This is a genomic window from Actinopolyspora lacussalsi (assembly GCA_030803735.1).
GTDB classification, from domain to species: domain Bacteria; phylum Actinomycetota; class Actinomycetes; order Mycobacteriales; family Pseudonocardiaceae; genus Actinopolyspora; species Actinopolyspora lacussalsi.
This window is the reverse complement of record JAURUC010000001.1, coordinates 628,339-654,864: the sequence shown is the minus strand read 5'-3', so window position 1 is coordinate 654,864 and position 26,526 is coordinate 628,339. Positions and strand designations below refer to the sequence as shown.

The window sequence follows — 26,526 nt, the reverse complement described above, 5'->3', positions numbered from 1 at the left end:
GTTCCCGCCGACTGCCCCGTCCCAGGCGAATGCCGGTGAACGCGTCGTCGAGCACGAATCCGCGGCGACGACGCGTTCCTCCGGAAACGCCGCATCGACTCACGTTTCCGGCAACCAGACCAGCCGGAGCTCGCGAGCCATCCCCAACACCTCGCACGCGCTCTCGGCGGAGCCGAAACTTCCCCGCATCCGCCCCGCCGCACCGAACACTTCGGCATGTTCTGCCAAGGCGAGGCCCCACGCGAAGATCTCGGCGTCGGCCCGCTCGCCGACCTCCTCGACCAGCGCGAACACCCGTGGCGCCTGCTCGCGAACGAAGCTCTCCACCAGCGCCGCGAACTCGGCTTCGTCTCCCAGCGGCTCCGCCGGTGCGTGCTCCGCCGCGAGAATCTCGTTGTCACTCATAGCTACCTCCTGACCTGAAAGCTTCCGACGTGCACCAAAGCAGACAGCGATCACCACTTCGGTTATTGTTAACTATAATTTTTGAGTTAACATCACGCGATCACTCGATCGAGTACTACCGAGATCAGGCAAACTACGAAGCGGTGAAGCACATCGGAGGAGTCAGCGAGTGACGGAAACATCGAGTCCGACCGTGTGGCGACGGTGGCTGGCCTTCGAGCTGGTCCGACTCCGCAGAGAGAACGGCCTCGAACAGAAGGACGTGGCCAAGGCACTACGCTGCACCAAAGCGAAGGTTTCCTACATCGAGACCGCCGAACGCCCCGTCGTGCTCCGGGACCTGGAAGAGGTCCTGCTTCCGTTCTACGGAGTTCCGGAGGAACGCTGGCCGACCTACCTCGAAGCTGCCCGCAACTCCCGCCGGAAAGGTTGGTGGGAAAGCTATGGCTCGGAGACGTTGCCCGACTGGTTCTCCTTGTTCGTCGGGCTCGAACAGGGCGCTTCCCGGATACGAACCTACGAGGCCCAGCTCGTGCCCGGACTGATGCAAACCAGCGATTACGCGAATGCACTGCTACGCCGCAGTACGATGGAGCGCAGTGAACACGAGCTGGAAACCTCGGCCCGGTTTCGGATGTCTCGCCAGTCGATCTTCGACCGCAAGAGCCCGCCACGTCTGTGGGCAGTACTGGACGAAGCCGTCCTGCGACGCCTCGTAGGCAGCCGGGAGACCATGCGATTCCAGCTCGAACGCCTCGCGAACGCCACCCATGACCCCAAGATCACCATCCAGGTGGTTCCTTTCTCCACTGGAGCGCATCCAGGCATGACAGGCCCCTTCACCATGTTGGACTTCCCCTGGGAGCACGACCCCGGCATGGTTTTCCTGGAATACCGTTCGGGTGCGCTCTACCTCGAGGAAGCTCATGCGATCGAAAGTCACACCGTGGCTTTCGAACACCTCTGTGCCCTCGCTCTACCGCCGGACGAATCGGTCAGCATGATCCGAACCATCGCGAAGGAGTTCTCGGATGACGAGCACTGAATTATTCGACGTGGATTCATTGTATTGGCGTAAGTCGAGCCGCAGCTCGGACCAAGGCGGCAACTGCGTGGAAGTGGCAGCAGTGCCGGGAGAGCCAAGCTGGCTCAGGAGCAGCCACAGTGGGGATCAAGGGTCCTGCGTCGAGGTCGCCTACCCGGCCGGCGGGGTCGCCGCGCGGGACTCGAAGAACCCGCACGAGGGCGTGCTGGTCTTCGAACGCTCGCACTGGAACAGCTTCCTGACCGCCGTACGGCAGGGTGCATTGGAGCGCGCGTGAGAGCGGGAACCGGTTCTGGTTGGATCGGGGCGTGACGGCCGAGAACGAACCGGTGCTCGAATTCGCCTCCGGCGAGGACTGGCGGGAGTGGTTGGCGAACAATCACGACGACTCGTCGGGGGTGTGGCTGCGCATCGCGAAGAAGAACGCGGCGACGACCTCCGTCTCCTACGCGCAAGCCCTGGACGAGGCGCTGTGCTTCGGCTGGATCGACGCCGTGAAGCGCTCCTACGACGACAGCTCCTGGTTGCAGCGCTTCACCCCGCGCAAGGCCAGGAGCAAGTGGTCGCGGATCAACCGGGACAACGCGGAACGCCTCATCGAAGCGGGGCGGATGCGCGAGCCCGGACACCGCGAGATCGAGAAGGCCAAGCAGGACGGCAGGTGGCAGACCGCCTACGAGCCGCAGCGCACGGCCACGGTGCCCGACGACCTGCGGCGTGAGCTGGAGGCCAACCCGGCGGCCAAGGAGTTCTTCGACAACCTCGACAGCCAGAACCGGTACGCGATCCTGCACCGGGTGGCCGACGCCAAGCGCGCCGAGACCCGCGCTCGCCGGATCTCGCGGTTCGTCGCCATGCTGGCCGAGCACCGCAAGTTGCACTGAAGAACCGGCCGTCCCCACCGCCTTCCGCACGCAGCCGGAGAAACCGCCGATCAGGCCAGCGAGTCGTCGTAGGAGGCCGTCAGCGAACTGTCCGTCGCGTCACCGGTGTTGACCACTCCTCGCGGCTCCATGAGCACCGCGTGCACCTCCCCCTCGGCCACGGGACAGTGCTCCACCCCGCGAGGAACGACGTACAACTGCCCGGGGCGCAGCCGAACGTCGCCGTCCCGCAGCTGAATGGTCAGTTCGCCGTCGACGACCAGGAACAGTTCGTCGGTGTCCTCATGGGTGTGCCAGACGAACTCGCCCTGGACCTTGACCACCTTGATCTCGTAGTCGTTGAGCCGGGCCACCACTTTCGGCGCCCAGTGCTCGGAAACCCTGGAGAGCTTGTCGGCGATATCAACCGGACGATCAGTCATGGCCCGAGTCTAGTGCGAGTTCGTCGACTCGGCCTCCCCCGTTCCGACCGGCGGAATCCATCACGAATTCTCGTTCAGCACGCCCCGACGTCGAGCGGCTGGATCCGCACTGCCCTGGCACTACGGCTTACCGGCACTACGTCCTGTCCTGGCGCCGCGAGCCGTCGAACACCCCGAACCGCACGAACCGGTAAACTCCCGCTTCCGGGAAATCGCCGTACGCGTATTCATGCAATTGCAGATGCATATTCGTCCTACCCGCGCGAAAACCGCACGCAGCACAAAATATCTCCATTTTTCACGTGTCACTAATAAATGGCACAACGTGCTCACCCAAACGGGCTATTAAGCATCCCGGGAAACTGTCACTAGAGTGATTACTCATCAGTAGCACGAACTGCGGAGCAAGAACCGGAGTAGCGAACCGGTTCTCCTCGCCTCCGTTGCACGAGGGAGGGTTATGCCGAAACTGGCCAACAGTACCGAGTCCACCAGACTGTGGGCAGCGCTCCCCGACAACCTCGCGACCCTGTTGCGGCCCGAGATACCCAGTCTGGCGACCCAGATCCTCACCGAGATCCAACGGCAGATCCCCGAGTACGCCCGCCCGCTGGACCAGCACTACGTACACGCGATACGTCGCGGCATCGAGGAAGCCCTGACCAGGTTCGTCGACCGGATCGCCGACCCGACCACACCGCTGCGACGCTGCGCCGAGGTGCATCGCGCACTGGGCAAGGCCGAGATGCGGGAGGGCCGCAGCCTGGACAGCCTGCAGGCCGCCTACCGGATCGGCGCAAGGCTGGCCTGGCGACGGGTGGCGGGGATCGGCGAGCGGATACGGCTGGCGCCCCGCACCACGCTGTTGCTCGGCGAGGCGATCTTCGCCCACATCGACGAGCTGACCGCCCTGTCGGTGGAAGGCTACGCGGCCGCCCAGGCGCGTGCCGCGGGTACGCTGGCTCGCAGGCGCAGGAGGTTGCTGGAGCTGCTGGTGTCGGAACCACAACCGGCGCAGCGCACCATCGAGGAGTCGGCCGTTACCGCGCAGTGGCGGGTGCCGCACCAGGTGACCGTGGCGGCACTCGAGCAGTACGACGACACCCGCTCCCGAACCGGCACGCCGTTGTCCCGCTGGAACGCCCTGGTCGACCTGGAGTGCGTCGAACCGCACGTGCTGCTCCCCAGTGACCACGGCGAACCGGACGAGATCGACTGGGAGACCGAACTGGCCGGATGGCGGGTGGTGGTGGGTTCCCCGGTCGCGCTCGACCAGGCGGGCAAGTCGCTGCGCTGGTGCCGGAGGATGATGGGACTGATCCGCTCCGGCGTGTGGCCGGACCAGCACATCAACCGGTGCCATGAAGACCTGTCGAGCATCCTGTTACTGCAGGACGAACATCTGATCAGGGAACTCGCCAGGCAACGGCTGGCACCGCTGAACGGGCTGCGTCCGAAACAGCGGACGCGATTGGCCGCCACACTGCTGAGCTGGCTGCAGACCCGTGGCGGTGCCCCCGAGATCGCCCAGCGGTTGCGGGTACACCCGCAGACCGTCCGCTACCGGTTACGGCAGCTGGAGGAGTTGTTCGGGGAGGCACTGCACGATCCGGAGTCCCGTTTCGACATGGAGATAGTGTTGCGGGCCTCGAACATGCTCTCCGGTGACACAGCGGACTGGCTGGCGGACTGAGGGCCCCGCTCGGGATGACAGAATCCCCGATCGACGAAACCTTCCGTCCTCCCTCACTTCGGAAGACCCGACGGCGAATGGACGCCCACGCCGTCGGGTTTTCCCCGCGAGAGCACGGCCCCATCCGGAAGACGGTCCGACCCGGGCGTCGATTTCTCGCGAAATCGCCGGGACGGTGGGGCCTGTCGACAGGGATCACAGTGGCATAGTGCTGTGCTTCTTCGGTGGGGATTCCTCCCGCTTCGCCTCGAGCATCAGCAACGCGTCGGACACTCGGGCGCGTGTCATGGCGGGCCGGATCACCGAATCGACGTAGCCGCGTTCGGCCGCCACGTACGGGGTCGTCATGGTGGCCCGGTACTCGGCGATCAGCTTCGCGCGGACCGAGGCGCGGACGCCGTTGGCCTCGGCTTCGGCCAGCTCGGCGCGGTAGAGCAGTTCGACCGCGCCTTCTGCCCCCATGACCGCGATCTCCGCGGTGGGCCAGGCCAAATTGACGTCGGCACCGAGATGTTTGGACCCCATCACTGCGTAACCGCCGCCGTAGGCCTTCCTGGTCACCACGGTCACCTTGGGAACGGTGGCCTCCGAGTAGGCGTAGAGCAGCTTGGCACCGCGTCGGATTATCCCCCGCTGCTCCTGTTCCCTGCCGGGAAGATAACCGGGCACGTCGGCGAACGTGAGCAGGGCGATGTTGAACGCGTCGCAGAACCGCACGAAGCGTGCGGCCTTCTCGGATGCGTCGATGTCCATTATCCCCGACTGCCGCAGTGGCTGGCTGGCGACCACTCCGACGGTTCGTCCCTCCACTCGGCCGAAACCGCACAGCACGTTCGGGGCGAACGAGGCGTGCACCTCCAGCAGCTCGCCGTCGTCGAGCACCGCCGCCAGTACCCGCCGCATGTCGTAGGACCGGTTGGGCGAGTCGGGCACCACGGTGTCGAGCTCGGACGCGGCAGCGGCGGGCTCCAACACCGGATACTCCGGCGGCACGGCCATGTTGTTGGCCGGCAGGAACGCCAGCAGCGTCCGCACCCAGTCGAGCGCGTCGACCTCGTCCGAGGCGACGTAGTGGGCGTTGCCGGTCACGCTGCCGTTGACCTCGGCTCCCCCGAGTTCCTCGGCCGAGATGTTCTCCCCGGTCACCGAACGCACGACGTCGGGGCCGGTTACGAACATGCGCGAGGTCCGGTCGACCATCACGGTGAAGTCGGTCAGCGCGGGCGTGTAGACGGCGCCACCCGCACACGGCCCCATGACCACCGATATCTGGGGAACCACTCCCGATGCCTTCGAGTTGCGCCTGCTCAGCTCCGCGTAGTAGGCGAGCGAGACCACCCCTTCCTGGATTCGCGCCCCGCCGGAATCGTTGATGCCGACGACGGGGCACCCCGCCTTGGTGGCCATGTCCATGATCTTGAGAACCTTCTCGCCGAATGCCTCACCCATGCTTCCGCCGTAGGTGGTGAAGTCGTGCGAGAAGAGGCAGATCCGCCTGCCGTCCACCGTCGCGTAACCGGTCACCACCCCGTCGCCGTAACAGCGGTCGTCGCCCGTGTCCAACGAGGTGGGGCGCCGCAGCGTGAACTCACCGACCTCGACGAAGGAGTCCTCGTCGACCAGTAGCTCGATGCGTTCCCGTGCGGTGTACTTGCCCTTGGGGTGCTGTTTGGCCGCCGCTACCTCGTCTGCCCGGGAAACCGCTTCGACACGCCGTTGTTCGAGATCGTCGATGCGTTCGGACGTACCACTGGGTTCGTTGTCCGCCATGAGTCACTCCCTGACTTCACTGCTGTCACCGATGCCGAGTAGTCGCCGGAGGTGGTCGGTCATGACGTCGACGTGCGGGGGGTCGATCATCGAGAGGTGGTCACCGGGCACCCGCACGACTTCCAGGTCCGCGGCGTAGTCGTCCCAACCGAGCGAGTCGTCCGAACGCAGGTAGCGGGGATCGAGGGTGGTCGTGGTGCTTTCGGCCGCGGCGGCGCGGTACAGCACCACCGGCCCCTCGTAACGACCCGGTTCGTAGCGCTCCGCGATCCTGGCGTCCACATAGGATGTGTACTGGTGCCGCAGCACACCGGCGCCGATACCGAGTTCGTCGCCCGCGAGCGCCGACATGACCCGTTCCATCTGTTCCTGCTCGTCGAACTCGTCCAACTCGTCCACCGGAACCGGCAGCGAGACCCCGTAGGTGTGCTCGATGTGTTCGACGAATCGCCGGAAGCGGCGGGTTATCAGTTCCTCGTCCGAGAACTCCGGAGCGGGCAGCGGCAGGATGGAGTCGATGAGCAGCACCGTTTCCACCTCCTCGCCACGATCGGCCAGTTGACGCGCCGTCTCGAAGGCCAGACATCCGCCGAAGGACCAACCACCCAGGCGGTAGGGCCCCTCGGGTTGGATCTCGCGGAGCAGCTCGATGTAGCGGGTGGCTTTCTCGGGAACGGTCTCGTACTGGTCCAACCGTTCCATGCCGTAGCAGGGCTGCTCCCCGCCGAGCCGTTCGACCAGTGGCTGGTACACGCTGGTGGGACCACCGGCGGGATGGAACAGGAACAGTGGCGTGGCCCTTCCCTCGGCGCGGAGCGTCCGTACCGGTCCGTCCGCCAACTCGAAGGAGTCCCGGACGAGATCGGCCATCCGTTCGATCGTGGGCTGTCCGAACAGCTCCGGGACCTCGGTCCCCAACCGCTCCCGCACCGCCGCGGTGACCTTCTCCGCCAGGAGCTCGTCACCGCCGATCCGGTAGAAGTCCTGGTCGACTCCCACGCTGTCCAGCCCCAGGACTTCGCGCCACAGGTGCGCCAGCCAGCGTTCCGTGGCATCGCGCGCACCGATCGCACGAGAGGCTGCCGGTTCGGCGTTCACCCGCTGGGCACCGGGGGACTCGACGCCGAGGTCGACGAGCAACTGGTTCGCCAGTTCGGCGGTGCTGCACCCCCGCAGCAGCATGGCGGGGGCTATACCGACCCCGAACTCGCGTTCGACCGCGTTGCGAGCTCGCATGGCCATCAGCGAGTCGAGTCCGAGCCCGGTCAACGGTCGGTCGGGGTCCACATCGGCCGCGGCCGTGCCGATGATCTCGCCCAGCAGCCGCGTCAGCGTCGAAGTCACCGTGCGCAGCGCCTCTTCCGGGGCGACTGAGCGGAGCTGTTCGGGGTCGGTTCCGACAGCGGCACCCGGTTCCTCGCCGACCACGTGCCGGAAGAACGGGCGCGCGGACAGTTCCGGGAACATCCGGCCGGCCCGGCCCCCGTCGAGCCACGCCACTCCCGTGACCGGCTGTTCGGTCCCCAGCAGAATCTCGAACGCCTCGGTGCCGGCGGCAGTGGACAACGGCCGCAGCACACCGGTGAACGACTCGCTCGCGGCCCCTACCTCGCCCCACACTCCCCATTGCACGCTGGTGCCGACGAGCCCTTGTGCACGGCGCCACCGCACGAGGTCGTCGAGGGCCGCGTTGGCGGTGGCGTAAGCGGCCTGACCCGGTGAGCCGAGCAGTGCCGCCGCCGAGGAGAAGGTGACCCACCAGTCCGGTTCGGAATGGAGGGTGGCCTCGTGCAGTCGTAGGCCGCCCTCCACCTTGGCGTGCCAGACGCGTTCCAGCCCCTGCTCGGTCGACTCGGTGAACGGACCGTCGTCCAGGGCTCCGGCGGCGTGCAGCACCCCGCACAGCGCGAGCCCGCCATCGGTGGCGGCCTCGACCAACCGCTCGGCCGTGCCCGCTTCCCCGATGTCACCGGTGACCACGACGACCTCGGTTCCACCCGCACGGAGTCGTTCTATGTCGCGCTCGACGTCCGGAGCGGGATCGCGGCGGCCGTTGAGCACCACTCGAGCGGCACCCCGCTCGGCCAGCCACCGAGCGAAGGTGTGGCCGAGACCGCCCAGCCCACCGGTGATCAGATAGGACTGCGGCCGCACCGCTGGTGCGGCGACCGAGGACTCCGGCCGGACACCGTGCAGCCTGGCGACGTGCCGACGTCCCTGCTCGTGACGTACGTCGTCCTCGGCGGAGTCCGCGCACAGCTCGTCGGCCAACGACTCCGCGTCCGCCCCGGCCGCCTTGACGAGTGAAACGCGCACCCGGGGGTGTTCGAAGGTGAGCACCCGAACCAACGCCCGAAGCTCCGCGTTGGCCGAGCCGGTGCTGACCAGCCACAGCCGCGTGGGAGCACCGTCGTGGGTCTCCAGGACCCGCACCAGCCTCGCCAACCGGAGCAACCGCTCCCGCGCCGCCGAGAAGTGGGCTTCGAGGGTGTCCTCCTCCCCGATGAGAACGACCATTCCGGCGGGAGCGACAGCCTCGACCAGGAAACGCTCGGCCTCGTCGAAGCGCCGCGGCAGCCCCTCGTCCGGCCCCGGCGTAGCGCTGGTGACGCGTCGACCACGGTCCCGCAACCGCTGGGCCAGTTCCGGAGCCGCACCGAACAGCAGCCAGTCACCGCCGTCGGGGACTGGCTCCGGCAGGTAGGACTCCTCCCAGCACAGCCGCAATCCGGCTTCGGCTGGATCACGCGGTACGGGAGTGGCCCCCATGCGGCGCGCGCGAACCAGGCCGATCCGCAGCACCGCGCGCTCGTGCTCGTCGGTGACGAACACGGATCCGGTCACCTCCGGTTCTCCGGGACTCGTGACCAGCCTGGCGTGACAACGAACCCGGGAGGGCACGCGACGGAACAGCCGCACGTCGCGCAACTCGACCGGAACGAACAGCTCGACTTCCGCGGAGTCGTCGGTACCAATCGCGGCCGCGACGAGAGTCTGCAGACAGCCGTCGGTGATCACCGGATGCGCGAGGAACTCCTGGCGGCTTCCCGCCTCGTCGGGCAACGCCAGCTCGGCCACCGCGCTCGCGTCACCGGCGTGCGCCCGCTGCACGGGCCGGAAGGCCGGTCCGTACTCCTGGCCCGCCGCGCGCAGCGCGGGGTACAGCCGCACCTGTTCGCCGCCGTCCGCGGCCACGTTGGGATCCCAGTCGGTGGAGTCCCAGCCTGCGGAGTCACCACCGGCCGAGTCACGCTCGGCTCGCTCCTCGGGCGTAGTGCGTATCACCTCGGCGACGGCGTGTCGGTGCCAACCGCCGTTCGCGGAACGGCTGTGCACCTCGACGGTCACACCAGCGGTGCCGTACGGCTCGGGCTCGTGCGGGGTGACCACCGTGGTGACCGTCAGCTCCGGAGCGAGCACGAGCATGTCGTGCAGTTCGAGCCCGTCGAGCAACAGACGGTCCGGTGGGAGGTCCAGCACTCGGCCGGCAGCGGCCAGCGCCATCTCCAGATACCCGGTACCGGCCAGGACTTCGGTGTCGTGCACCCGGTGGTCGCCCAACCAGGGAAGGGAGCCGGTCCCGATCTCGCCCTGCCAGGCGTGTCGCCCGTCCGGCAGCTCCACGTGATGTCCGAGCAGCCGGTGCTCTCCTCCGACGGAACTCGCTCCGGCGACGGAGATCCAGTACCGCTCGTGCTCCCAGACGGGCAACGGCAGCTCGGCGATGTTGCCCGTGGGAAGGCCGGGCGGTTCGGGCAGTCGTCCGTTGACGTGCAGTCGGGCGAGGTTCTCGCGGAACGTCGCCGTCTCGTCGGTGTCCCGTCGTGAGGCGAACACCAGCAGCGGATCCCGCACGCCCGCGTCGACCGCCGTCTCCTCGACACCGGAGGTGACTATCGGATGCGGGGCGATCTCGACGAAGGTGTCGAACCCGCCGGTCACCGCCTCCCGCACGGCGCGATCCAGCAACACCGGGCGACGCAGGTTCCGAGCCCAGTAATCGGCGTCGAACGTCGGTGTGACCCCGGATTCGTGCTCGACGGTGCTGTAGACGGGAATCGCCGGGGTGGCCGGGGCGAGGTCGGCCAGTTCTTCCCGCAATCTGCCCAGCAGCGGATCGACGGCGGAGGTGTGTCCGGCTCCGGCCACGTCGAGCACCCGCACCACGCGGTCACGACGCCGGAAGTGCGCGGCCAGCAGCTCGATCTCGTCGGCAGGGCCCGCGACGGTGCAACGGCGGGAGGAGGTGTGCACCGCCACTACCGCCCCCGGAAACCAGTCAGCCAGCTCGGCGACCTCATCGGGCGATCCCTCCAGAACCGCCATGGCCCCACCGCCAGCGGCTTCCATCTCGGCCAGCAGTCGGGTGCGGGTGTCCATGACCCGCAGTCCCGTGCCGTAGTCCAGCGCACCGGCCGCCACGGCGGCGGCCACCTCCCCCATGGAGTGCCCGATGATCGCGCCCGGTCGTGCGCCGTGGGACTTCCACAGTTCCGCCAGCGCGAGCTGGGTACCGAACAGTCCGAGCTGGGTTCGGTACAACCCGTCGAGTTCGGATCCCGCCGCGAGCGCCTCGTACAGCGAGAACCCGGTCACGGCGCTGAACTCGGTGTCGTTCCGCCGCAACGACTCCGCGAGGGCCGGCTCGTCCCGCAGCAGTTCACGGCACATGCCGGGCCACTGTGAACCGTATCCGGAGAACACCCACACCGGTTCGCCCGCCGATCCGGCGCGCCCGCGCACCACTCCGGCCGCGGTGTCCTCGGTGGCGAGGGCATCCAACCCCTCCGCGAGCCGAGCGCGGTCCTGACCGACGACCGCGCCGCGCCGCACGTGCTGCCTGCGGTGCCGCAGCAGGGTGTGGGCGATGTCGGTGACCGGAGTGTCGGTGTGTTCGGGGTCTCGCAGCCGTTCGGCCAACCGCGCCGCCGTCCGCCGCAGGTGGGAACCGGTGCTTCCGGACAGGAACAGCGTGTGCGGTCCGGCGACTTCCCGCTCGCTCTCGGGCGGGCCCGGCCAGGACTCCAGCAGCACGTGCGCGTTGGTGCCACCGAATCCGAAACCGGAGACACCGGCCCGTGCGACGCCGGAGTACTCCGGCCAGGGGCGGTGTTGCCCCACGACTTCCAGGCGTGCGCGTTCGAAGGGAATGTGGGGGTTGGGAGTCCGGTAGTGCGGTGTGGCAGGTAACCGGCCGTGCCGCATGGCCAGCACCACCTTGATGATCCCGGCGATGCCCGCGGCCGCCTCCAGATGCCCGAGGTTCGCCTTGACCGAACCGAGCAGTAGCGGCCGATCCCCCGTGCGATCGGCACCGAAGACCGCCCCCAGCGCCGTCGCCTCGATCGGATCTCCCAGCAGAGTTCCCGTGCCGTGGGCCTCCACGTAGTCCAGCACGCCGGGATCGAGATCGGCGGTGGCACAGGCCGAACGCAGTAGTCTTTCCTGGGCAGAGGGGTTGGGGGCCATGAGTCCGTTGGAACGGCCGTCGGAGTTCACCGCGGAGCCGCGGATCACGGCGTGCACCCGGTCACCGTCCCGATTGGCCTCGGACAGCAGTTTGAGCACGACGACACCGCAACCCTCGCCACGGACGATGCCGTCGGCGGCGGCGTCGAAGGGTTTGCACCGCCCGTCGGCGGCCAGCGCACCGGCACTGTGGAAATTGGCGGTTATCGCCGGGGACAACAGCAGGTTCACCCCGCCGGTCAGGGCGGTGCGGCTCTCCCCCGTGCGCAGGCTGGCGCACGCCTGGTGCAGTGCCACCAACGAGGACGAGCAAGCGGTGTCGACGGCGAGGCTGGGGCCGCGCAGATCCAGCAGGTAGGACAGGCGGTTGGCGATCACGCTCATAGCGCCGCCGGTGCCGGTCCACGCGTCGATCGCCCCGAGATCCCGGGTGGTCAGCTGGCCGTACTCAGTGGCAGCGGCCCCCACGAACACGCCGGTGTTCGACCCCCGCAGGCGTTCGGGAACCACACCCGCGTTCTCCAGCGCCTCCCAGCTCACTTCGAGCAATAACCGCTGCTGCGGATCCATGACCTCGGCTTCACGCGGGGAAACCTCGAAAAACCCCGCGTCGAACGCGGCGACGTCGTCCAGATATCCGCCGGCGGTGGGAAGATCGTCCAGCACGCTCCGCTGCCCGGGGGCGAAGTCCTGCCAACGTCGGTCGGGAACGGTTCCGACGGCATCGGTTCCCGAACGCAGCAGCTCCCAGAACCGTTCCGGGCCGTCGGCTCCCGGGAAACGGCACCCGAGACCGATCACCGCGACCGGTTCGGCCGGTTCGGTTCCGGCAACGGTCGAACCGGCCGAACCGGAACCGGCCAGCGCTTCGGCCAGCCGTTCGATCGTGGGGAACTCCCAGAGCAGCGTGGCGGGTAGTGACCTGCCCAGCAGGGTTTCCAGATCACCCGACAGCGCCACGACGTCCCGGGAAGAGAGTCCGAACTCGTCGAAGGGCCGGTCGGTTTCGATCCGTGCGGGGCGTATCCCGGTGCGCTCGGCGATACGGTGCACGAGCCACTCGCCGAGTTCCGAGCGATCAGTCATGGGCTTTCTCCGAGCTCAGTTCGCCATCGAGGTAACGCCGCCTGCACTCGCGGCGCGCAACCTTGCCGCTGGACGTGTGGGGGACGGTGTCCGGTTCGAGCAGCAGCAGCTCGTGCACGCTCACGCCGTGCGCGTTGGCGATGTCCTTGCGCAGGGCCGTTTCGATCTCCGAGGGGAACCGTCCTTCGGGCGGAAGCGAGCGGGAGTACTCGGCGGCTATCACCACTCGTTCGGTGTCGTCGACGCTGACGGAGAACGCCGCGGTGTGGTGCTTGCGCACCTCGGAGCGCTGTTCCACGGTCTGCTCCAGATCCTGCGGATAGTGGTTCCGACCGTCCAGAATGATCAGATCCTTGATCCTGCCCGTCACGAACAGCTCACCGTCGTAACGAACCCCGAGATCACCGGTGCGCAGCCAGCCGGTTTCCGGTAGCTCACCGGCTTCGTGCAATCGAGCTCGGAAAACCTCGTCGGAGGCGGCACCGTCCCACTTCCAGTAGCCCTGTCCGATGTTGGGGCCGTTCACCCAGATCTCCCCCACTGCCGCTTCCGGGAGCGGGCGGTGGGACTCGGGACCGACGATGGCCACCCGCTGCCCGAGCGGGCTGCCGCAGGAGACCAGCGTGCTCGACGGGGCATCGTCGTTCGCCGTTACCGCTGCTCCCCTACCGAGGGAATCGCGGTCGAACCGAACACTTCGGGGAGCGGTCCCGGCCGGGCTGGTGGCGACGAACACGGTCGCCTCCGCCAGTCCGAACGAGCAACGGTGGGTCTCCGGGCGCAGACCGCAGAACTCGAACGCTCGGTTGAACCGCTCCACGGTCGACGGCAGCACGGGCTCGCTGCCGTTGATCATCGCGACCACCCGGTCCAGTCTCGTCCACGCCTTCTCCCGGTCGGTCACCCTGGCCGCGGTGTAGTCGAAGGCGAAGTTGGGAGCGGCGGTGATGCAGCGCGGGTTCGCCGCGAGCTGGCGTAACCAGCGTCCCGGCTGCCGCAGGAACGCCGCGGGGTCCAGCAACACGGACTTTATGCCACCCACCACGGGGGCAGCCACGGACAGCACCAGCCCCATGTCGTGGAACAGCGGTAGCCAGCTGACGGTGGCCCCGCCCTCGATACGCTCGCCGAAGTAGGCCGACAGGGCCTGTCGCGCGTTGGCGACCACATTGGCGTGCGTGATCCGCACGCCTGCGGGCACCCGCGTCGAACCGGAGGTGTACTGCAGGTAGGCGACATCATCCGGTGCGGCGGTCGGCGGAAGCGACTCGGACGACCAATCCTCCTGGAGGGTGTCTACGGCCAGGCACTCACGCGGCGCACGGGCACCGCGCTGCCGGATCACCTCTCGAACCCGGTCGAACGTGTCCTTCGTGGTCAGCACGCACGCCGGTTCGCAGTCGTCGAGTACGGCATCGAGCCTGCCCTCCTGGCCGGGCATGTCCGGCTGGAACAGCGGAACCGCGATGGCACCGGCCCGGATGGCTCCCAGGAAGCCGATGACGTACTCGATTCCCTGCGGAGCGAGGATCGCCACCCGTTCTCCCTGCTCACAGCGGTGTGCCGTCCAGGCCGCCACCGCGTGAACACGACGATGCAACTCGGAGATCGTCAACGAAGTGGTGAGACCGTCCCTGCTCGCCTCGTAGTCGACGAAGGTGATCGCGGTGGCATCCGGTCGCTCCACCGCGGAGCGGTCCAGGTACCCGGTCAGAGTCGTCGTCCCGTCGTGCGGCGCGAACTCCGCGGCCGTAGATTCCATAACACCTTCCCACGCTGAGGACAAAACACGAATACCGACAACGAACGAAACGAAAAGCACGAAGCATCGGATCCCGCAACGGAGCGAATTTTTCACGCGGGAGAGGCGGTGTCAAGACGAACGAACGCTCGAAACACCGGGAAAGAAACAACACGCATTCCGGTGCGCATGACGGACGATCTTCTTGTCACGTGCCTGATAATTAAGAGCGAACGCCAAAACGGCGACTGAATCGCCGTGCTTTCGTCGCCGAACCGGCGGAACCGGACCGGCGTCGCACTCGCCCAACAGCAGCCTGTCGTGGCGAGCACTGGGTTAGGGAACCCCGGTCTTACGGTGGGAACCGCGGCACCCGTGCCGGAAGCGGCCGTGCAGCGGCACCACGCGACACCGAATCTCCCGATGTCGTCGCGAGCCGAAAAACGAAAACCCGATTCGAGAGCGAAAGACTGAGCGGCGAACGATTCCACCGGTGGAGGGCAACATCCGCGCCGGAAGACAAAACATTTCCGCTCCGGAACGTACTACAACCGAATTTCCACTTTCGAGCGGAAGCCAGACCGAATTCTCCACCACTACCGAGAACAGCCCGGCGGGAGCGGACGAAAACACGTGAATCGGCCGTGGGAGCACCGAACGCGGCCGTTGTCACTACCGCGGGGGGACCGGGCCGTTGAAGTCGGCCCGCCGGACGCGAAACACCTGCAACAGCAGGCCGTAGTACTTGGTGGTCTCACCGACCCACTCCATGCCGAGCTTTCGCGCGGTGGCGACCGCACGTGCGTTGGAGGAACGCGCGACCGCGAAGACCTCGTCGACGTCCTGGGTGAACGCCCACCCGAGCAGCGCCCGCGCACCTTCCGTGGCATAGCCCTTCCCCCACTCGTGCTGACTGACCTGCCACCGGATCTCGATGTCCTCCTCGTAGGGCGGGAGCAGGCGCAGCGCGAGCCCACCGATCAGCACGTTGTCCGAGCGGCGCACCATCGCCCAGCGCCCGGTCGGCGGTGCCAGATTGGGGGCGGACTCCACCCACGCCTCCAGCACCGAGCGCATAGCACTCGGATCGGTGACGCGCTGCATCATGGGGGCCAGCCACATCGCGACTTCGGGATTGCCGTAGATGCGGAAAGCCGCATCGGCGTCCTCGACCCTCCAGCCGCGTATCAACAACCGCTCGGTGGTCAGCGAGAGTGACGCCATACGGCCACGCTACCCGTTTCCGCCTTACTCGGCCGATCGACGACGTGGGGATGCGAACCACCAGCCCGCGCGGGGCCGAGGTGGGGAGGTGGGAAAGGGTCTGGCCGGGGAGTTCCATCACCGGCTGTCCTGCCGCCCCGGCACACGAGAGCGCACGGAGGTCCCGCCGAGCGGGAACAGCGGAACTCCGCCGGGACGGCCTACTAGAATCACGTTCGACAGCCAGTCCGCAGTCCAGCGACACGAGAAGGAACCAGGGTGGCCGCAGCCTCGCCGACAGACGCCACAGCCGACGCACCGCGGCACCGAATGCCACCGCGGTTGCTCGAAGCAGCCCGTTCCGCGACCGGATTCATGCCGGATTCCGAGGGCACGGCGTTGTTCGAAACAGCGATGGCGTACCTCGCCGACGGGGTCGCCGTGGAGATCGGTACCTACTGCGGCAAATCGGCGATCTACCTGGGAGCCGCTGCCGCCGCGACCGGTGGCCTGGTGGTGACGGTCGACCACCACCGGGGTTCCGAGGAGCACCAACCGGGCTGGGAGTACCACGACCCCGAACTGGTGGATCCCGCGGACGAACGGCTGGACACGCTGGGACGGTTCCGCCGGACCATCTCCGATGCCGGACTCGAGGACCGGGTCATGGCGGTCGTGGGCGGCTCGACCGCACTCGCCGCGATCTGGCGCACCCCGATCTCGATGCTGTTCGTCGACGGCGGGCACACCGACGAGGCGGCGAGCGCCGACTTCGAGGGCTGGTCCCCCTGGATACGCCGTGGGGGAGCACTGGTGCTGCACGACGTGTTCCCCGATCCCGCCGACGGCGGCCGAGCACCGTACCGGATCTACCGAAGAGCCCTGAACAGCGGTGAGTTCCGCGAGGTCTCGGTCACCGGCTCGCTACGGGTGCTGCAGCGCGTCGGTGGCGGGGTCTGCCTCGGTTAGGCAACCGCACTCGGACTCGTTCTCGCCGAGCAGCCCGTCCGGCAGTCCTCTCGCACGGAAAACACCGTTCCCCGGTGTGGTCCGGGAAAGCGCGTCAGCAGCCAGGACCACGGCGGCCGCAGTCCAGGTGGTGTGCTCCACGGGCCAGTTCTTGGCGTCGCTGTAGACGAAGCCGGTCCAGTAGGAACCGTCGGTCTCACGCAGGTGCTGCATATCGCGGAACAGTCGAACGGCGTCGGAGTGCCAGCCGAGCGCGTCCAGGCTCAACACGAGTTCGCAGGTCTCAGCACCGGTTACCCAGGGGTGGTCGGACACGCAACGGGCACCGAGACCGGCGACCACGAAGTCGGACCAGCGGCCACGCAACCGCTCGCGACCCTGCTCACCGCGGACCGCACCGCCGAGGACGGGGTAGTACCAGTCCATCGAGTAGCGGTCCTTGCTCGTGAACGCCTCCGGGTGGGCACGCAGCACGTGGCCCAACCGCCCCAACGCGATCTCCCAGCTCGGCTGGGGGCTGCCCATCGACTCGGCCAGCGCCAACGCGCAGCGCAGGCTGTGGTGAATACTGGAACACCCGGTGAGCAGCGACTCCGGTAGCGTGCTCCCGTCGACGCCGACCGCCCAGCGAATCTCGCCGCGGGGCAGTTGGGCCGAGAGCACGAGATCGATCCCGGCTCGTACGGTGGGCCACAACCGCGCCGCGAACTCACGATCACCGGTGATAAGGAAGTGGTGCCAGACGCCGACCGCGAGATAGGCGCAGAAGTTGGTGTCCGCGCCGTGGTCCTCGATCCCGCCGTTCCGGAACCGCATGGGCCAGGACCCGTCGGCACGCTGGTTGCGGGCCGACCACTCGTAGGCCCGCTCGGCGGCGGCGAAGTGCCCACCCGCGGACAGCGCCATGGCCGATTCGACGTGATCCCACGGATCGAGGTGTCCACCCGGGTACCAGGGGATCGCCCCGGAGGGTTCCTGGACGGCTCGGACGGATTCGACGGTGGTGGCCACCTCGGTCGCCGACAGCACTCCGTCGACCGCCGGAACCTCAGGCAATTGTCACCCCGGGCTTGTAGAGGTAGGTGACGATGCTCTTGCCCAGCACCGGGTTGAGGGCGCGCTCCAGGCTCCTGGTCAACCACGGTGCCCGGAGCATGTCCCACACCAGCAGTCGGTGGTACAACCGCGTGAACGGGTGATCACGATCGACCCCCACCGCGCACTTCAGCCACCAGTACGGCGAGTGCAGCGCGTGGGCGTAGTGGTGGTGAACCGGCCGCAGTCCGGCCGAGCGCAGCCTGCCGAACAACTGCTGTCGCTGGTAGATACGAACGTGGCCACCCTCGACGCGGTGGTACTCCTCGGACAGTGCCCAGCAGACCCGTTCCGGGAACCGGTTGGGAACGGTGACGGACACGCGCCCACCCGGTTTGAGGACCCGTACCAGCTCGTGCATCGCCTTGTCGTCCTCGGGAATGTGCTCGAGGATCTCCGAGGCGATGACGTGATCGAAGGACTCGTCCGGAAACGGCAGGTCGAGCGCGTCGCCCTGCACGGTGGTGGCAGCCCCCGTGGCGGGAACCTCGCCCGCCTGCTCCATGGCGCCGAACATCGCGGCCACGTCGGCCAGATCGGATTCGTCGTGGTCGAAGGCAACCACGTCCAGCCCGCGCCGATAGAGTTCGAACGCGTGCCGACCGGCACCACACCCCAGATCCAGCACTCGCTGGCCCGGTCGTACTCCGAGCGTGTCGAAATCCACCGTCAGCAACGCTTCACCGCCCTTTTCTGCTTGCTTCGATCGCCTCGGCGTAGCAGTCGACCGTGGCGGCTGCCACCGACGACCAGCTGTAGCGGGTGAGAACCCGCTGTCTGCCCGCTTCGCCCAGCGCGGCCCTGCGGCTGGGATCGGCCAGCAGCGTGCCCAACCTCGCGGCGAGTGCTTCCGCGTCGCCGGGCGGCACGAGTTCGGCGGTGGTTCCGTCGGGCCCCACCACTTCGGGAATCGCACCAGCCCGGCTCGCGACCAGCGGGGTACCGCAGGCCATGGCCTCCACCGTCGGCAGCGAGAAGCCCTCGTACAGCGACGGAACACAGGCGATCTCGGCGGAGCCGAACAGCTCGGCGAGCCGCTCGTCGGTGAGTCCGCTGACCGTTCGGACCACGTCACCGATGGCCAGTTCCTCGATCAACCGCTCGGTGGGCCCACCCTTGGTGGGTTTGGCGACCAGCACCAGTTCCACGGCGCGCTCGGTGCGCAGTTTCGCCACTGACTCCAGTAGCGTACCGATGCCCTTCATCGGGGTGTCCGCGCTGGCCATGGCCACGATTCGCCCCGGAACCCTGGGGCGATGGGGTGGGCGGAAAACCTCGGGGTCCACCCCGAGCGGCACGACCCGCAGGTTCGCCCGGTCCACGGCGAAGTCGCGCACGATGTCCTCGGCCGAGGACTCCGAGACGGTCAGCACTCGGGGGACGCGGCGGGCCACTCGGCGCTGCATCCGCAGGAAGCCGTACCAGCGTCGAACCCCGAGCTTGCGCCACCCCTGGGCGGCCGCCAGTTCGACACGCCGGTCGTGGGTGATGGGATGGTGCACGGTGGCCACCAGCGGAATCCCGGAGCGGCGCAGGTTGAGCAGGCCGTAACCGAGGGACTGGTTGTCGTGCACGACGTCGAACTCGCCCGCCCTGGAGCGCAGTATCCGTGCGGCACGCAGGCTGAACGTCAACGGTTCGGGAAAGCCCGCCGACCACATGATCCCCAGTTCGGCCAGGTCGAGCGGGCCGCGCAGCTCACGGGGGTGCGGGGTTCGGAACGGGTCGGACTCCCGGTAAAGATCGAGGCTGGGAACCCGGGTCAGCCGCACTCCCTCGTCCAGTTCCGGATACGGCTGTCCCGACAGGACCTCGACCTCGTGTCCGAGTTCGGCGAGTCCGCTGCTGAGGTGACGAACATAGATACCCTGCCCGCCGCTGTGCGGCTTGCTTCGATAGGAAAGCAGCGCAATTCGCACGATTCACCTCACGCATCCGGAACATCGCGGAACGAGCAGGCTGAAACATGTTTCGGTTCCGGCTCCGCGTAAGCTTACCCGGTAGTAACTCGAGCCGGGCACCCTCCTGGCCGCAGTAGGCGAAGTACATCGGAACAGCTGCGCACGGCGGAGCGCACCACCGGACTACGGGAGACCGAGTGGTGCCGACCGGTCTCGCCCCAACCGAACACGAAACAGGGGCGCCCACCCGGGTGGACGCCCCTGCTGTCGCTACCGCGCTGTTGACACGATCGTTCTGTTTTCGACCGCACCGTGTCGCTCAGCGGACGGTCGTACTCACCGGGCGAGTTCGAGCAGGTCGGAACCGCTGCCCTGGAACAAGTTCCTGTCCACCGGGCCGGTGATACCGGGGACGCTGCCCTTGTTGGTGTACTGCCAGAACGAGTAGGCGTCCCAACCACCGAACAGGCTCGGCTGCGGGACCCCGTAGGAGGCCAACCACAGCGGGTTTTCCGAGAATTCCTGCGAGCCCGCCATGCAGCTGCTCCAGAACGACGGGCTGGCGTAGACGATGGCGTCCTCGCCGGTCTTGGACTTCACCCTGTCGAGGAAGCTCTGGGTCCAGGAGTGCAGCTGGCCGGACGTCTTGCCGTAGCAGCCGCCTCCGTTGGGCGAGACCTCCAGGTCCAGCACCGGCGGAAGGGTCTTTCCGTCGTCGGTCGATCCCATCGTGTTCAGCAACCGGTCGGCCTGTCCGACAGCGGAGCCGGTGGGCCTGCCGAAGTGGTAGGCACCGGCGAGCATTCCGGCGTTCTTGGCGCCGTTGAACTGCTGGTCGAACATCGGATTGGTGAAGTTTCCGCCATCGGTCGCCAGCACGAAGGCGTAGTGCTCACCGGAGGCGGCCACCTCGTTCCACTGGATGGGGCCGTTGTGGTTGGAAACGTCGATGCCGTGCGCGTTCGGCGGAATGTCGACGGCGGGCTTCGCGGGGGAGCTCTTGGCCACGGGGGCGCTGTCCGAGTCGGGATTCTCGGCCCGCTCCTGGTCCGAAGCGGAGTCCTGCTCCGAGGAGGAGTCCTGTTGGGTTCCACCCTGGTCGGACTGCGCCTGGTCGGGGGAACGCAGCTCGACCGTGTGGGCCGCCGCGGTGGTCCGCTCGCCGGTGTCGGGTCCCGCGGTGCCGACGAGGATCGCCAGCACGCCGAAGGCCGCCGCAGCCGCGGTCAGCTGCACCGAACGGCTGCGCAACTGCGCCCGGTGGCGACCGGAGCTCTCCGGCAACCTCGCGCGCAGCTTGGCGACGCGGGGACGCAGCTCGTCGCGTATCCGGTGTGCGGTGGGGGCCAGCCGCTGCCGGACCGGTTCGATCACCGGCGAAAGCCGCTGCCGCACGCGCCGCGCGACTGGATCGATTCGGCGTTGCACCCCCTCGATGGCGGGGATCAGCCATGCGTGCGCGCGACGCGCGTAAGGAGCGGCCCAGCGCACCACACGTTGGGTCAGCGTCGCCAGTGCGGCCAGCACTTGCCGCAACCACCGGATGATCCGATCCGTGGTTCGACGCGCGACGGGGCGCAGCCGGTAGGCGGTGTCACGCGCGAACTGCTCGGCGCCGCGCGCGCTACGCTGCCAACCGTTGGAAGCACCCGGTGCGTTCGAGGGTCGCTCCGGGTTCGCTCGACGCTCGCTGGCGTCTGCCGACTCGGAAGAGCCGACCGGTTCACGGGGTTCTTCTTCGGGGTTGTGTTGGCCGGGGGTATTCACGAGTCCCCAGACTCCCAGCACTGAGCGTGCACGTAACCACCGGAAAACACGTACACGACTACCTAGATTGCTCTCGTAGGTAGTACTCAGAGGGCCAATAAGTGACTCAGCGTGTCGATATCGTCCCGAAACGTCGGAATCGACCCCCGCGAAGTACGGCAACAGAGGTCCGAACCAAACCACATCGACCCTATACCTTCCACCGCGGCCGTCGAAGCGGGCGGTGATCCGTGTCGCAGTGGCTGCCATGCTGGGGGTATGAGCAACGAGCGCAATGTCCTCGGCGAGCCTCTCGAAGAGTGCGGCACCGATCCGCTTACCGGTTTCCACCGCGACGGCTGCTGCGCGTCCGGCCCGGAGGACACCGGAAACCACTCGGTGTGCGCGGTGGTCACCAACGAATTCCTGGAGCAGCAGCGCGAGTCGGGCAACGATCTCACGGCCGCGCTGCCCCAGTTCGGTTTTCCCGGTCTGCAGGCCGGGGACCGCTGGTGCGTCTGCGCCTCTCGCTGGCTCGAGGCCTACCACGCGGGAGTGGCCCCTCCCGTGGTGCTGGCAGCCACGCACGAGCGTGCCGTCGAGGTCGTCTCCCTGGACGTACTACGCGAACACGGGGTGGATGTCCCGGCCGACCCGAGCGCGTTGAGCTGAGGCCCACCGGTATACGTCTCCCGAGGGCCTTGGCCGGTCGAGCACTCGAGCGGGTTCTGCCACGGGCCTTTCGACCGCGGAAGGAGTACGGCGATGCGGGACCGACAACGCCGACTCGTCACAGTCCGGCACGCCAAGTCGGACCGCACCGCCGAGGTGGCCGACCACGATCGGCCACTCGCCGCTCGGGGCCGACGCGAAGCCCCGTCGGCGGGCCGATGGCTGCGCGAGCACGAAGGTCCTGTCGACCTCGTCCGCTGTTCCACCGCCGTCCGGGCTCGAGAGACCGGGGAGCTACTGCTTCCCGAACTCGCCACGGCCGCGCGGGTCGAGCACGAGCCGAGACTGTACGGGGCGGACACCGGCGAGCTGCTCGCCCTGGTCCGCGAGCTCTCCGACGAGGACCGCACCGTGCTGCTGATCGCGCACAATCCGGGACTGGAGGAGCTGGTCACACTGTTGACCGGCACGAGCGTGGAGCTGAAGACCTCGGGAATCGCGGTGCTGAGCGCCTCCGGAGGGTGGAGCGATGCCGACGCCGGGTGGGCCTCGCTGGAGTCGCACGTCACACCGCGCCCGTCGGAAACGTCCTGAACGACCGATACGACTAGGAGGGCTCGTGCCGCTCGTGGAGCGCGGTGGCCTCGAATCCCCGCGCTCGGTTCCCGAACGAGGCGCTACGAGAAGTAGCGGCGCGGATTGTCCACCAGCATGGTGTCGAGCTGTTCCCGCGTAACGCCTCTCTCCCGCAGCGCGGGCAGCACCTCCTGATCGATGTGCCGGTAGTGCCAGTTGGGCGCGGCACGGGCCAGCTCGTCTTCGTCGAACCAGTCGATGAAGCAGGAGGCGTCGTGCGAGAGCACGACGCTTTCCGCGTAACCGCGCCGCACCAGCTCCGCCACCGTGGCGACACGGCTCCCAGAGTCCAGCAGGGCGTCCAGCCCGAAGCGGTCCATCCCGAGCAGGCAGCCCGCGTCGGCGATCTCGGTCAGGTAGTCCAGGTCCGTGGTGTCGCCGCTGTGCCCGATCACGACCTTGCCCAGGTCGACCCGCTCCTCGGACAGCACCCGCAGGGCGGTCCGGCCCGAACCGTTGTGCGGGTTGGTGTGCACGGTTATCGGTGCCCCGGTACGACGGTGTGCCGCCCCCACCGCGCGCATCACGCGTTCCACTCCCGGTGTGAGGCCCGGACTGTCGATGGCGCACTTGAGAAACGCCGCCCTGACTCCCGTGTCTGCTATTCCCTCGGTCAGCTCGCGAACGAAGAGCTCGGTCATCGGGTCGGGCCCGTCGAACATGAGCCCGGGGCCGCGGAACCAGAACTGCGGAGGCACCTCGTTGTAGGTGTAGACACCCGTCGCGGGAACGATGTTGATGTCGACGTGCTCGTTGACGCGGAGCAGGCGGGGCAGGTCCCGGCCGAGGCCGAGAACGGTCGGATCAACGATGGTGTCGATCCCGGCGGAGCGCAGTCCGCGCAACTTGTTGACGGCGTCCTCGACTCGTGCGCCTTCGTCCCAGTAGTGCGGCACGTTCGCGAGGAACTCGGTACCGAGTACGAACACGTGTTCGTGCATCAGGACCGTGCCCAGCTCGGCGGGTGAAACGGCGCCGCGGAGCGTCGACACCATCGTCTCCTCCGGAGAACGGATCCTCGTAGTACGTAGTACTTGGCCGGTTCGGATGTTTCCACCGGGCGTGTTGCCACGCCGGCATTTTTCGGCGCTACCCGCGCCGAAACGACCGCTCCCGCGGGTCGGTGGCCCGCCGGAGCTCCCACGTGTCCTCTCGGAGGCGTGGCGCGGCACCCGCCCGATGTCGAGCCCGGCCGCGGCGAGGACCCGCGCGAGATTCCGCCGAGCGGACCGCCGGGGAAACGAGCCGACAAGCCCTGCTCGGAGAGACTCTCCGGCCCCCTGCCGCTGAGTCGGGTGAGGGGACGGGACGGGCTCAGCCGCTTCTCGCGAGCCGAGTCGGACGCACGGCGGGGCGGCGGGACACGTGGCGCAGGACGCTGCCGGATGTTTCCCGCAACACTGCCGAGACGCCGACCCGACCACCGGTTCGGTGGCACTCGACCGGACTTCCGGAGGGACTCCCGGGACCAGCGGAAGCGCCGCGCGGATACCTCGGCGGGTTACGCGTGCCCGGTGCCCGTTCCCGGCGAACACCGAAAGCGGACACCGCGCACCGTGCGCTCCGAGCCACCACGGTACGGCTCTCGCGAACGCTGCTCCACGCCCGGAGGCCTCTTCGCCCGTGGCGAGCGGAACGCTCAGCTCTTCTCGGCCTGCCCGCCGGAGGCACCCGACAACACGGTCGTGTCCTCGTCCTCGGACGCGTCTGCCTGCTCGACCGCCCGTTGCCTGGGCAGTTCGACCGGTTCGTCCCGCATCTCGTCCGAGTCCTCACCACGGGTCGTTTCCCGCACGTAGTCATCGGCCTGCTCGGACTCGGTCCCGGTCACCGAGGCGGCCAGGAACGGCTCCGCCTCGCTGAGCAGATGCTGACCCGCCCTGACCTGCTCGGCCATGTTGCGACGCAGTGCCCGCATCGCCTCGACCTGCTCGTTGGCGCGCTTGGTGCGCCGTTCCGCCTCGGCCGCCGCCTCGCTGATCCGCCGCTCGGCCTCCTGCCTGCTGGCGAGGTCACGTTCGGCCAGTTCGCGCATGGCCTCCTGACGGCGTGCCGCCATCGATATCTCGAAGTCGCGCTCGATCTCGTTGCGTCGCTGCTCGGCGTCGCGGTCCAGCCTGCGGCGGTGCTGCTCGGCCTCCTCGGCCATTCGCTCGATCTCACGACTGGTCTGCTCCAGCGCCTGCTGCCGCTGGTCCTGCGCCTGCTGCCGCCATTCGTCCGCCTCGGCGACCAACCGCTCGTACCTGGCACGGAGTTCGGAGGCGGCCTGCTCCGAACGCGACCACTCGTGCTCGGCCGTCGCCCGGGCCGAGGAAATGATCTCGGCAGCCTCGTCGTTGGCCAGCTGGACCATACGACGCAACCGATCCGACAGCGCCTTCTCCTCGACAGGAGTGCGGCAGACATCGTCCAGCTGCCTGCGTAACGAATCGATCTCGGCACGTGCCTGTTCGAGCTGGGTGTTGAGGTCGGATACCTGGCTTAGAGCGGAATCGCGATCCTCGGTCAGCATCCGAACCTCGGCCTCGGTCTGCTGAATGTAGAACTGCACCTGCGAACGCCGGAATCCGCGCCACACGACGTCGAAATCCGACTCGAGCGGCACTAGCTCACGGCTGTCATTGTGCCCCACGGTCTCACCCCATCCCTGATCACTCAGTGGTTGCATGTGGTTGGAGCGAGCCACGCCCCCGACGCGGCAATTTCCGTTTTACACCCGAAATGCGTCCGGCGATGTCCGCCACTCGACTGAACTACGTACGGTTCACATCGCACTGTGCACACGGGCTGGAAACGGATCGCTGCCACACATTGTCCACACCAACCGGTGCGGCGATCAACGGCAGGGACGAAAAAGCGGGTAACCGTCCGGTGTCGGACCGGACAATACGAGAAAACCGGCTCAGCCGTGGGCGGTATCGCCGACCGCACGCCGAAAGATCGTCTCGATCTCGTCGCGATCGGGCAACGGTTCACGAACGATCCCCTGCCACAGCAGGCCGCAGAACACCGCCGCGAGCATTTTGCCCGAGACCTCGTCGGTGTAAGCGGTGAAAAGGTCCCGCAACGCCCCGTCCCACTCGGTGCTGGCAGCCCGCAGGGCGGGACGGTGCAGCGCGGCCACGTAGAGTTCGTGTTCCACAACGGTACGTTCCCGCTCGGGGCCGAGGTAGCGCAGCACCAGATCGGTCAACACGGCGGGCAGATCGACGCCGGAGTCCATTCCGTCCGCCCACTCCCGCAGTTCGGCGACGTTGTCCTGGGCCGCCTGTCGCAGCGCGACGGCGAGCAGGTCGTCCAGCGTGGCGAAGTGATAGGTCGTGGAACCGAGCGGAACACCGGCCGCCGCGGCCACCGCACGGTGGGTGATCTTCTCGATGCCACGCTCGGCGACGACGCTGATCGCGGCCCGGGCGATTCGTTCCCGCCGCCCGGGATCCTTGCGCGAACCGCCGTTCCGACCTCGTCGCTCATCGACCGTCGCGTGCAGCGACTCGGAGTCCGTCGTGGTCATCGTCTGTCGTGCGCCCTCCGCCGATTCACCTACACCTCGTACTCGCCGGAACACCTTCGGTGATTCCGACCCGCAGAACGAACAACACCCTGCCACGAAACCACCGGACGGCGATGCGACCCACCTCACGACAACCGCTTCTTGGCCGGTCAAAGACTCGACAATGATCGAACAGGATCCCTTATGAGCAACTATGTGTACATCTGTACATAAAAACTGCTAGAGTTCGCCCCCGGCAGCCGCTGGTACGTGCCGTACGGGCTCGCCCCAGG

Annotated in this window: 20 protein-coding genes; 7 read left to right on the top strand and 13 right to left on the bottom strand. The window is 67.7% G+C overall.

Annotated elements, in window-relative coordinates:
* Positions 1–99 precede the first annotated feature (99 nt).
* Positions 100–405 (bottom strand): hypothetical protein, encoded by a 306-nt coding sequence (locus J2S53_RS02885; RefSeq protein ID WP_456239636.1) that lies wholly within the window; start codon positions 403–405, stop codon positions 100–102.
* 169 nt (positions 406–574) lie between these two features.
* Here J2S53_RS02885 and J2S53_RS02880 point away from each other — a divergent pair, with 169 nt between their 5' ends.
* From J2S53_RS02880 to J2S53_RS02870, 3 genes are read left to right on the top strand one after another with little or no spacing between them, the layout of a single operon-like run.
* Entirely contained in the window at positions 575–1,450 is an 876-nt protein-coding gene (locus J2S53_RS02880) for a helix-turn-helix domain-containing protein (RefSeq protein ID WP_456239635.1), read from the top strand.
* Positions 1,451–1,460: 10 nt separating this feature from the next.
* The gene (locus tag J2S53_RS02875; RefSeq protein WP_456239634.1) at positions 1,461–1,727 is read left to right on the top strand and encodes a DUF397 domain-containing protein; all 267 of its coding nucleotides are present in this window, start codon (positions 1,461–1,463) and stop codon (positions 1,725–1,727) included.
* Positions 1,728–1,758: 31 nt separating this feature from the next.
* Positions 1,759–2,334 (top strand): YdeI/OmpD-associated family protein, encoded by a 576-nt coding sequence (locus J2S53_RS02870; protein WP_456239633.1) that lies wholly within the window; start codon positions 1,759–1,761, stop codon positions 2,332–2,334.
* 50 nt (positions 2,335–2,384) lie between these two features.
* Here the strand turns inward: J2S53_RS02870 and J2S53_RS02865 are convergent, their stop codons facing one another.
* Positions 2,385–2,756 carry a cupin domain-containing protein gene (locus J2S53_RS02865; RefSeq protein ID WP_456239632.1) on the bottom strand — a complete coding sequence of 124 codons (372 nt, stop codon included), beginning with the start codon at positions 2,754–2,756 and terminating at the stop codon, positions 2,385–2,387.
* A gap of 460 nt (positions 2,757–3,216) precedes the next feature.
* Between J2S53_RS02865 and J2S53_RS02860 the strand changes: the two genes are divergently transcribed.
* A complete protein-coding gene (locus J2S53_RS02860; protein ID WP_456239631.1) occupies positions 3,217–4,449 on the top strand; it encodes a PucR family transcriptional regulator in 1,233 nt (410 codons plus the stop codon).
* 195 nt (positions 4,450–4,644) lie between these two features.
* On the opposite strand, the gene J2S53_RS02855 is transcribed toward J2S53_RS02860, so the two are convergent.
* From J2S53_RS02855 to J2S53_RS02840, 4 genes are all read right to left on the bottom strand, one after another.
* Complete coding sequence (locus J2S53_RS02855) at positions 4,645–6,219, bottom strand: acyl-CoA carboxylase subunit beta (RefSeq protein ID WP_456239630.1); 1,575 nt, start codon at positions 6,217–6,219, stop codon at positions 4,645–4,647.
* 3 nt (positions 6,220–6,222) lie between these two features.
* A complete protein-coding gene (locus tag J2S53_RS02850; protein WP_456239629.1) occupies positions 6,223–12,774 on the bottom strand; it encodes an SDR family NAD(P)-dependent oxidoreductase in 6,552 nt (2,183 codons plus the stop codon).
* On the bottom strand, positions 12,767–14,536 hold the full coding sequence (locus J2S53_RS02845; RefSeq protein ID WP_456239628.1) for a fatty acyl-AMP ligase: 1,770 nt from the start codon (positions 14,534–14,536) through the stop codon (positions 12,767–12,769). Before J2S53_RS02845 ends, J2S53_RS02850 begins: the two co-directional genes overlap by 8 nt.
* A 651-nt stretch (positions 14,537–15,187) precedes the next feature.
* Positions 15,188–15,739 (bottom strand): GNAT family N-acetyltransferase, encoded by a 552-nt coding sequence (locus J2S53_RS02840; protein ID WP_456239627.1) that lies wholly within the window; start codon positions 15,737–15,739, stop codon positions 15,188–15,190.
* Positions 15,740–16,048: 309 nt separating this feature from the next.
* On the opposite strand from J2S53_RS02840, the gene J2S53_RS02835 reads away from it, so the two are divergent.
* Entirely contained in the window at positions 16,049–16,687 is a 639-nt protein-coding gene (locus J2S53_RS02835) for a class I SAM-dependent methyltransferase (protein WP_456242682.1), read from the top strand.
* Here J2S53_RS02835 and J2S53_RS02830 read toward each other — a convergent pair.
* The 4 genes from J2S53_RS02830 to J2S53_RS02815 form a co-directional block, all read right to left on the bottom strand.
* On the bottom strand, positions 16,643–17,743 hold the full coding sequence (locus tag J2S53_RS02830; RefSeq protein ID WP_456239626.1) for a prenyltransferase: 1,101 nt from the start codon (positions 17,741–17,743) through the stop codon (positions 16,643–16,645). The genes J2S53_RS02835 and J2S53_RS02830 overlap by 45 nt on opposite strands.
* Positions 17,736–18,458 carry a class I SAM-dependent methyltransferase gene (locus J2S53_RS02825; RefSeq protein ID WP_456239625.1) on the bottom strand — a complete coding sequence of 241 codons (723 nt, stop codon included), beginning with the start codon at positions 18,456–18,458 and terminating at the stop codon, positions 17,736–17,738. The genes J2S53_RS02830 and J2S53_RS02825 overlap by 8 nt, the downstream gene beginning before the upstream one ends.
* Before the next feature lie 4 nt (positions 18,459–18,462).
* Entirely contained in the window at positions 18,463–19,701 is a 1,239-nt protein-coding gene (locus J2S53_RS02820) for a glycosyltransferase family 4 protein (protein WP_456239624.1), read from the bottom strand.
* Positions 19,702–20,019: 318 nt separating this feature from the next.
* Positions 20,020–21,450 carry a GH25 family lysozyme gene (locus J2S53_RS02815; RefSeq protein WP_456239623.1) on the bottom strand — a complete coding sequence of 477 codons (1,431 nt, stop codon included), beginning with the start codon at positions 21,448–21,450 and terminating at the stop codon, positions 20,020–20,022.
* Between the two features lie 258 nt (positions 21,451–21,708).
* On the opposite strand from J2S53_RS02815, the gene J2S53_RS02810 reads away from it, so the two are divergent.
* On the top strand, positions 21,709–22,101 hold the full coding sequence (locus tag J2S53_RS02810) for a DUF2237 family protein (RefSeq protein ID WP_092924897.1): 393 nt from the start codon (positions 21,709–21,711) through the stop codon (positions 22,099–22,101).
* A 93-nt stretch (positions 22,102–22,194) separates the two neighbouring features.
* Positions 22,195–22,695, top strand: coding sequence for a SixA phosphatase family protein (locus J2S53_RS02805; RefSeq protein ID WP_456239622.1), 501 nt, complete (start codon positions 22,195–22,197; stop codon positions 22,693–22,695).
* A gap of 83 nt (positions 22,696–22,778) precedes the next feature.
* Here the strand turns inward: J2S53_RS02805 and J2S53_RS02800 are convergent, their stop codons facing one another.
* The 3 genes from J2S53_RS02800 to J2S53_RS02790 all read right to left on the bottom strand — a co-directional run bounded on the left by J2S53_RS02800 (position 22,779) and on the right by J2S53_RS02790 (position 26,254).
* Entirely contained in the window at positions 22,779–23,732 is a 954-nt protein-coding gene (locus J2S53_RS02800; protein WP_456239621.1) for a phosphotriesterase family protein, read from the bottom strand.
* A 644-nt stretch (positions 23,733–24,376) separates the two neighbouring features.
* Entirely contained in the window at positions 24,377–25,408 is a 1,032-nt protein-coding gene (locus tag J2S53_RS02795; RefSeq protein ID WP_456239620.1) for a cellulose-binding protein, read from the bottom strand.
* 234 nt (positions 25,409–25,642) lie between these two features.
* On the bottom strand, positions 25,643–26,254 hold the full coding sequence (locus J2S53_RS02790) for a TetR/AcrR family transcriptional regulator (RefSeq protein ID WP_092977342.1): 612 nt from the start codon (positions 26,252–26,254) through the stop codon (positions 25,643–25,645).
* Positions 26,255–26,526: the final 272 nt, after the last annotated feature.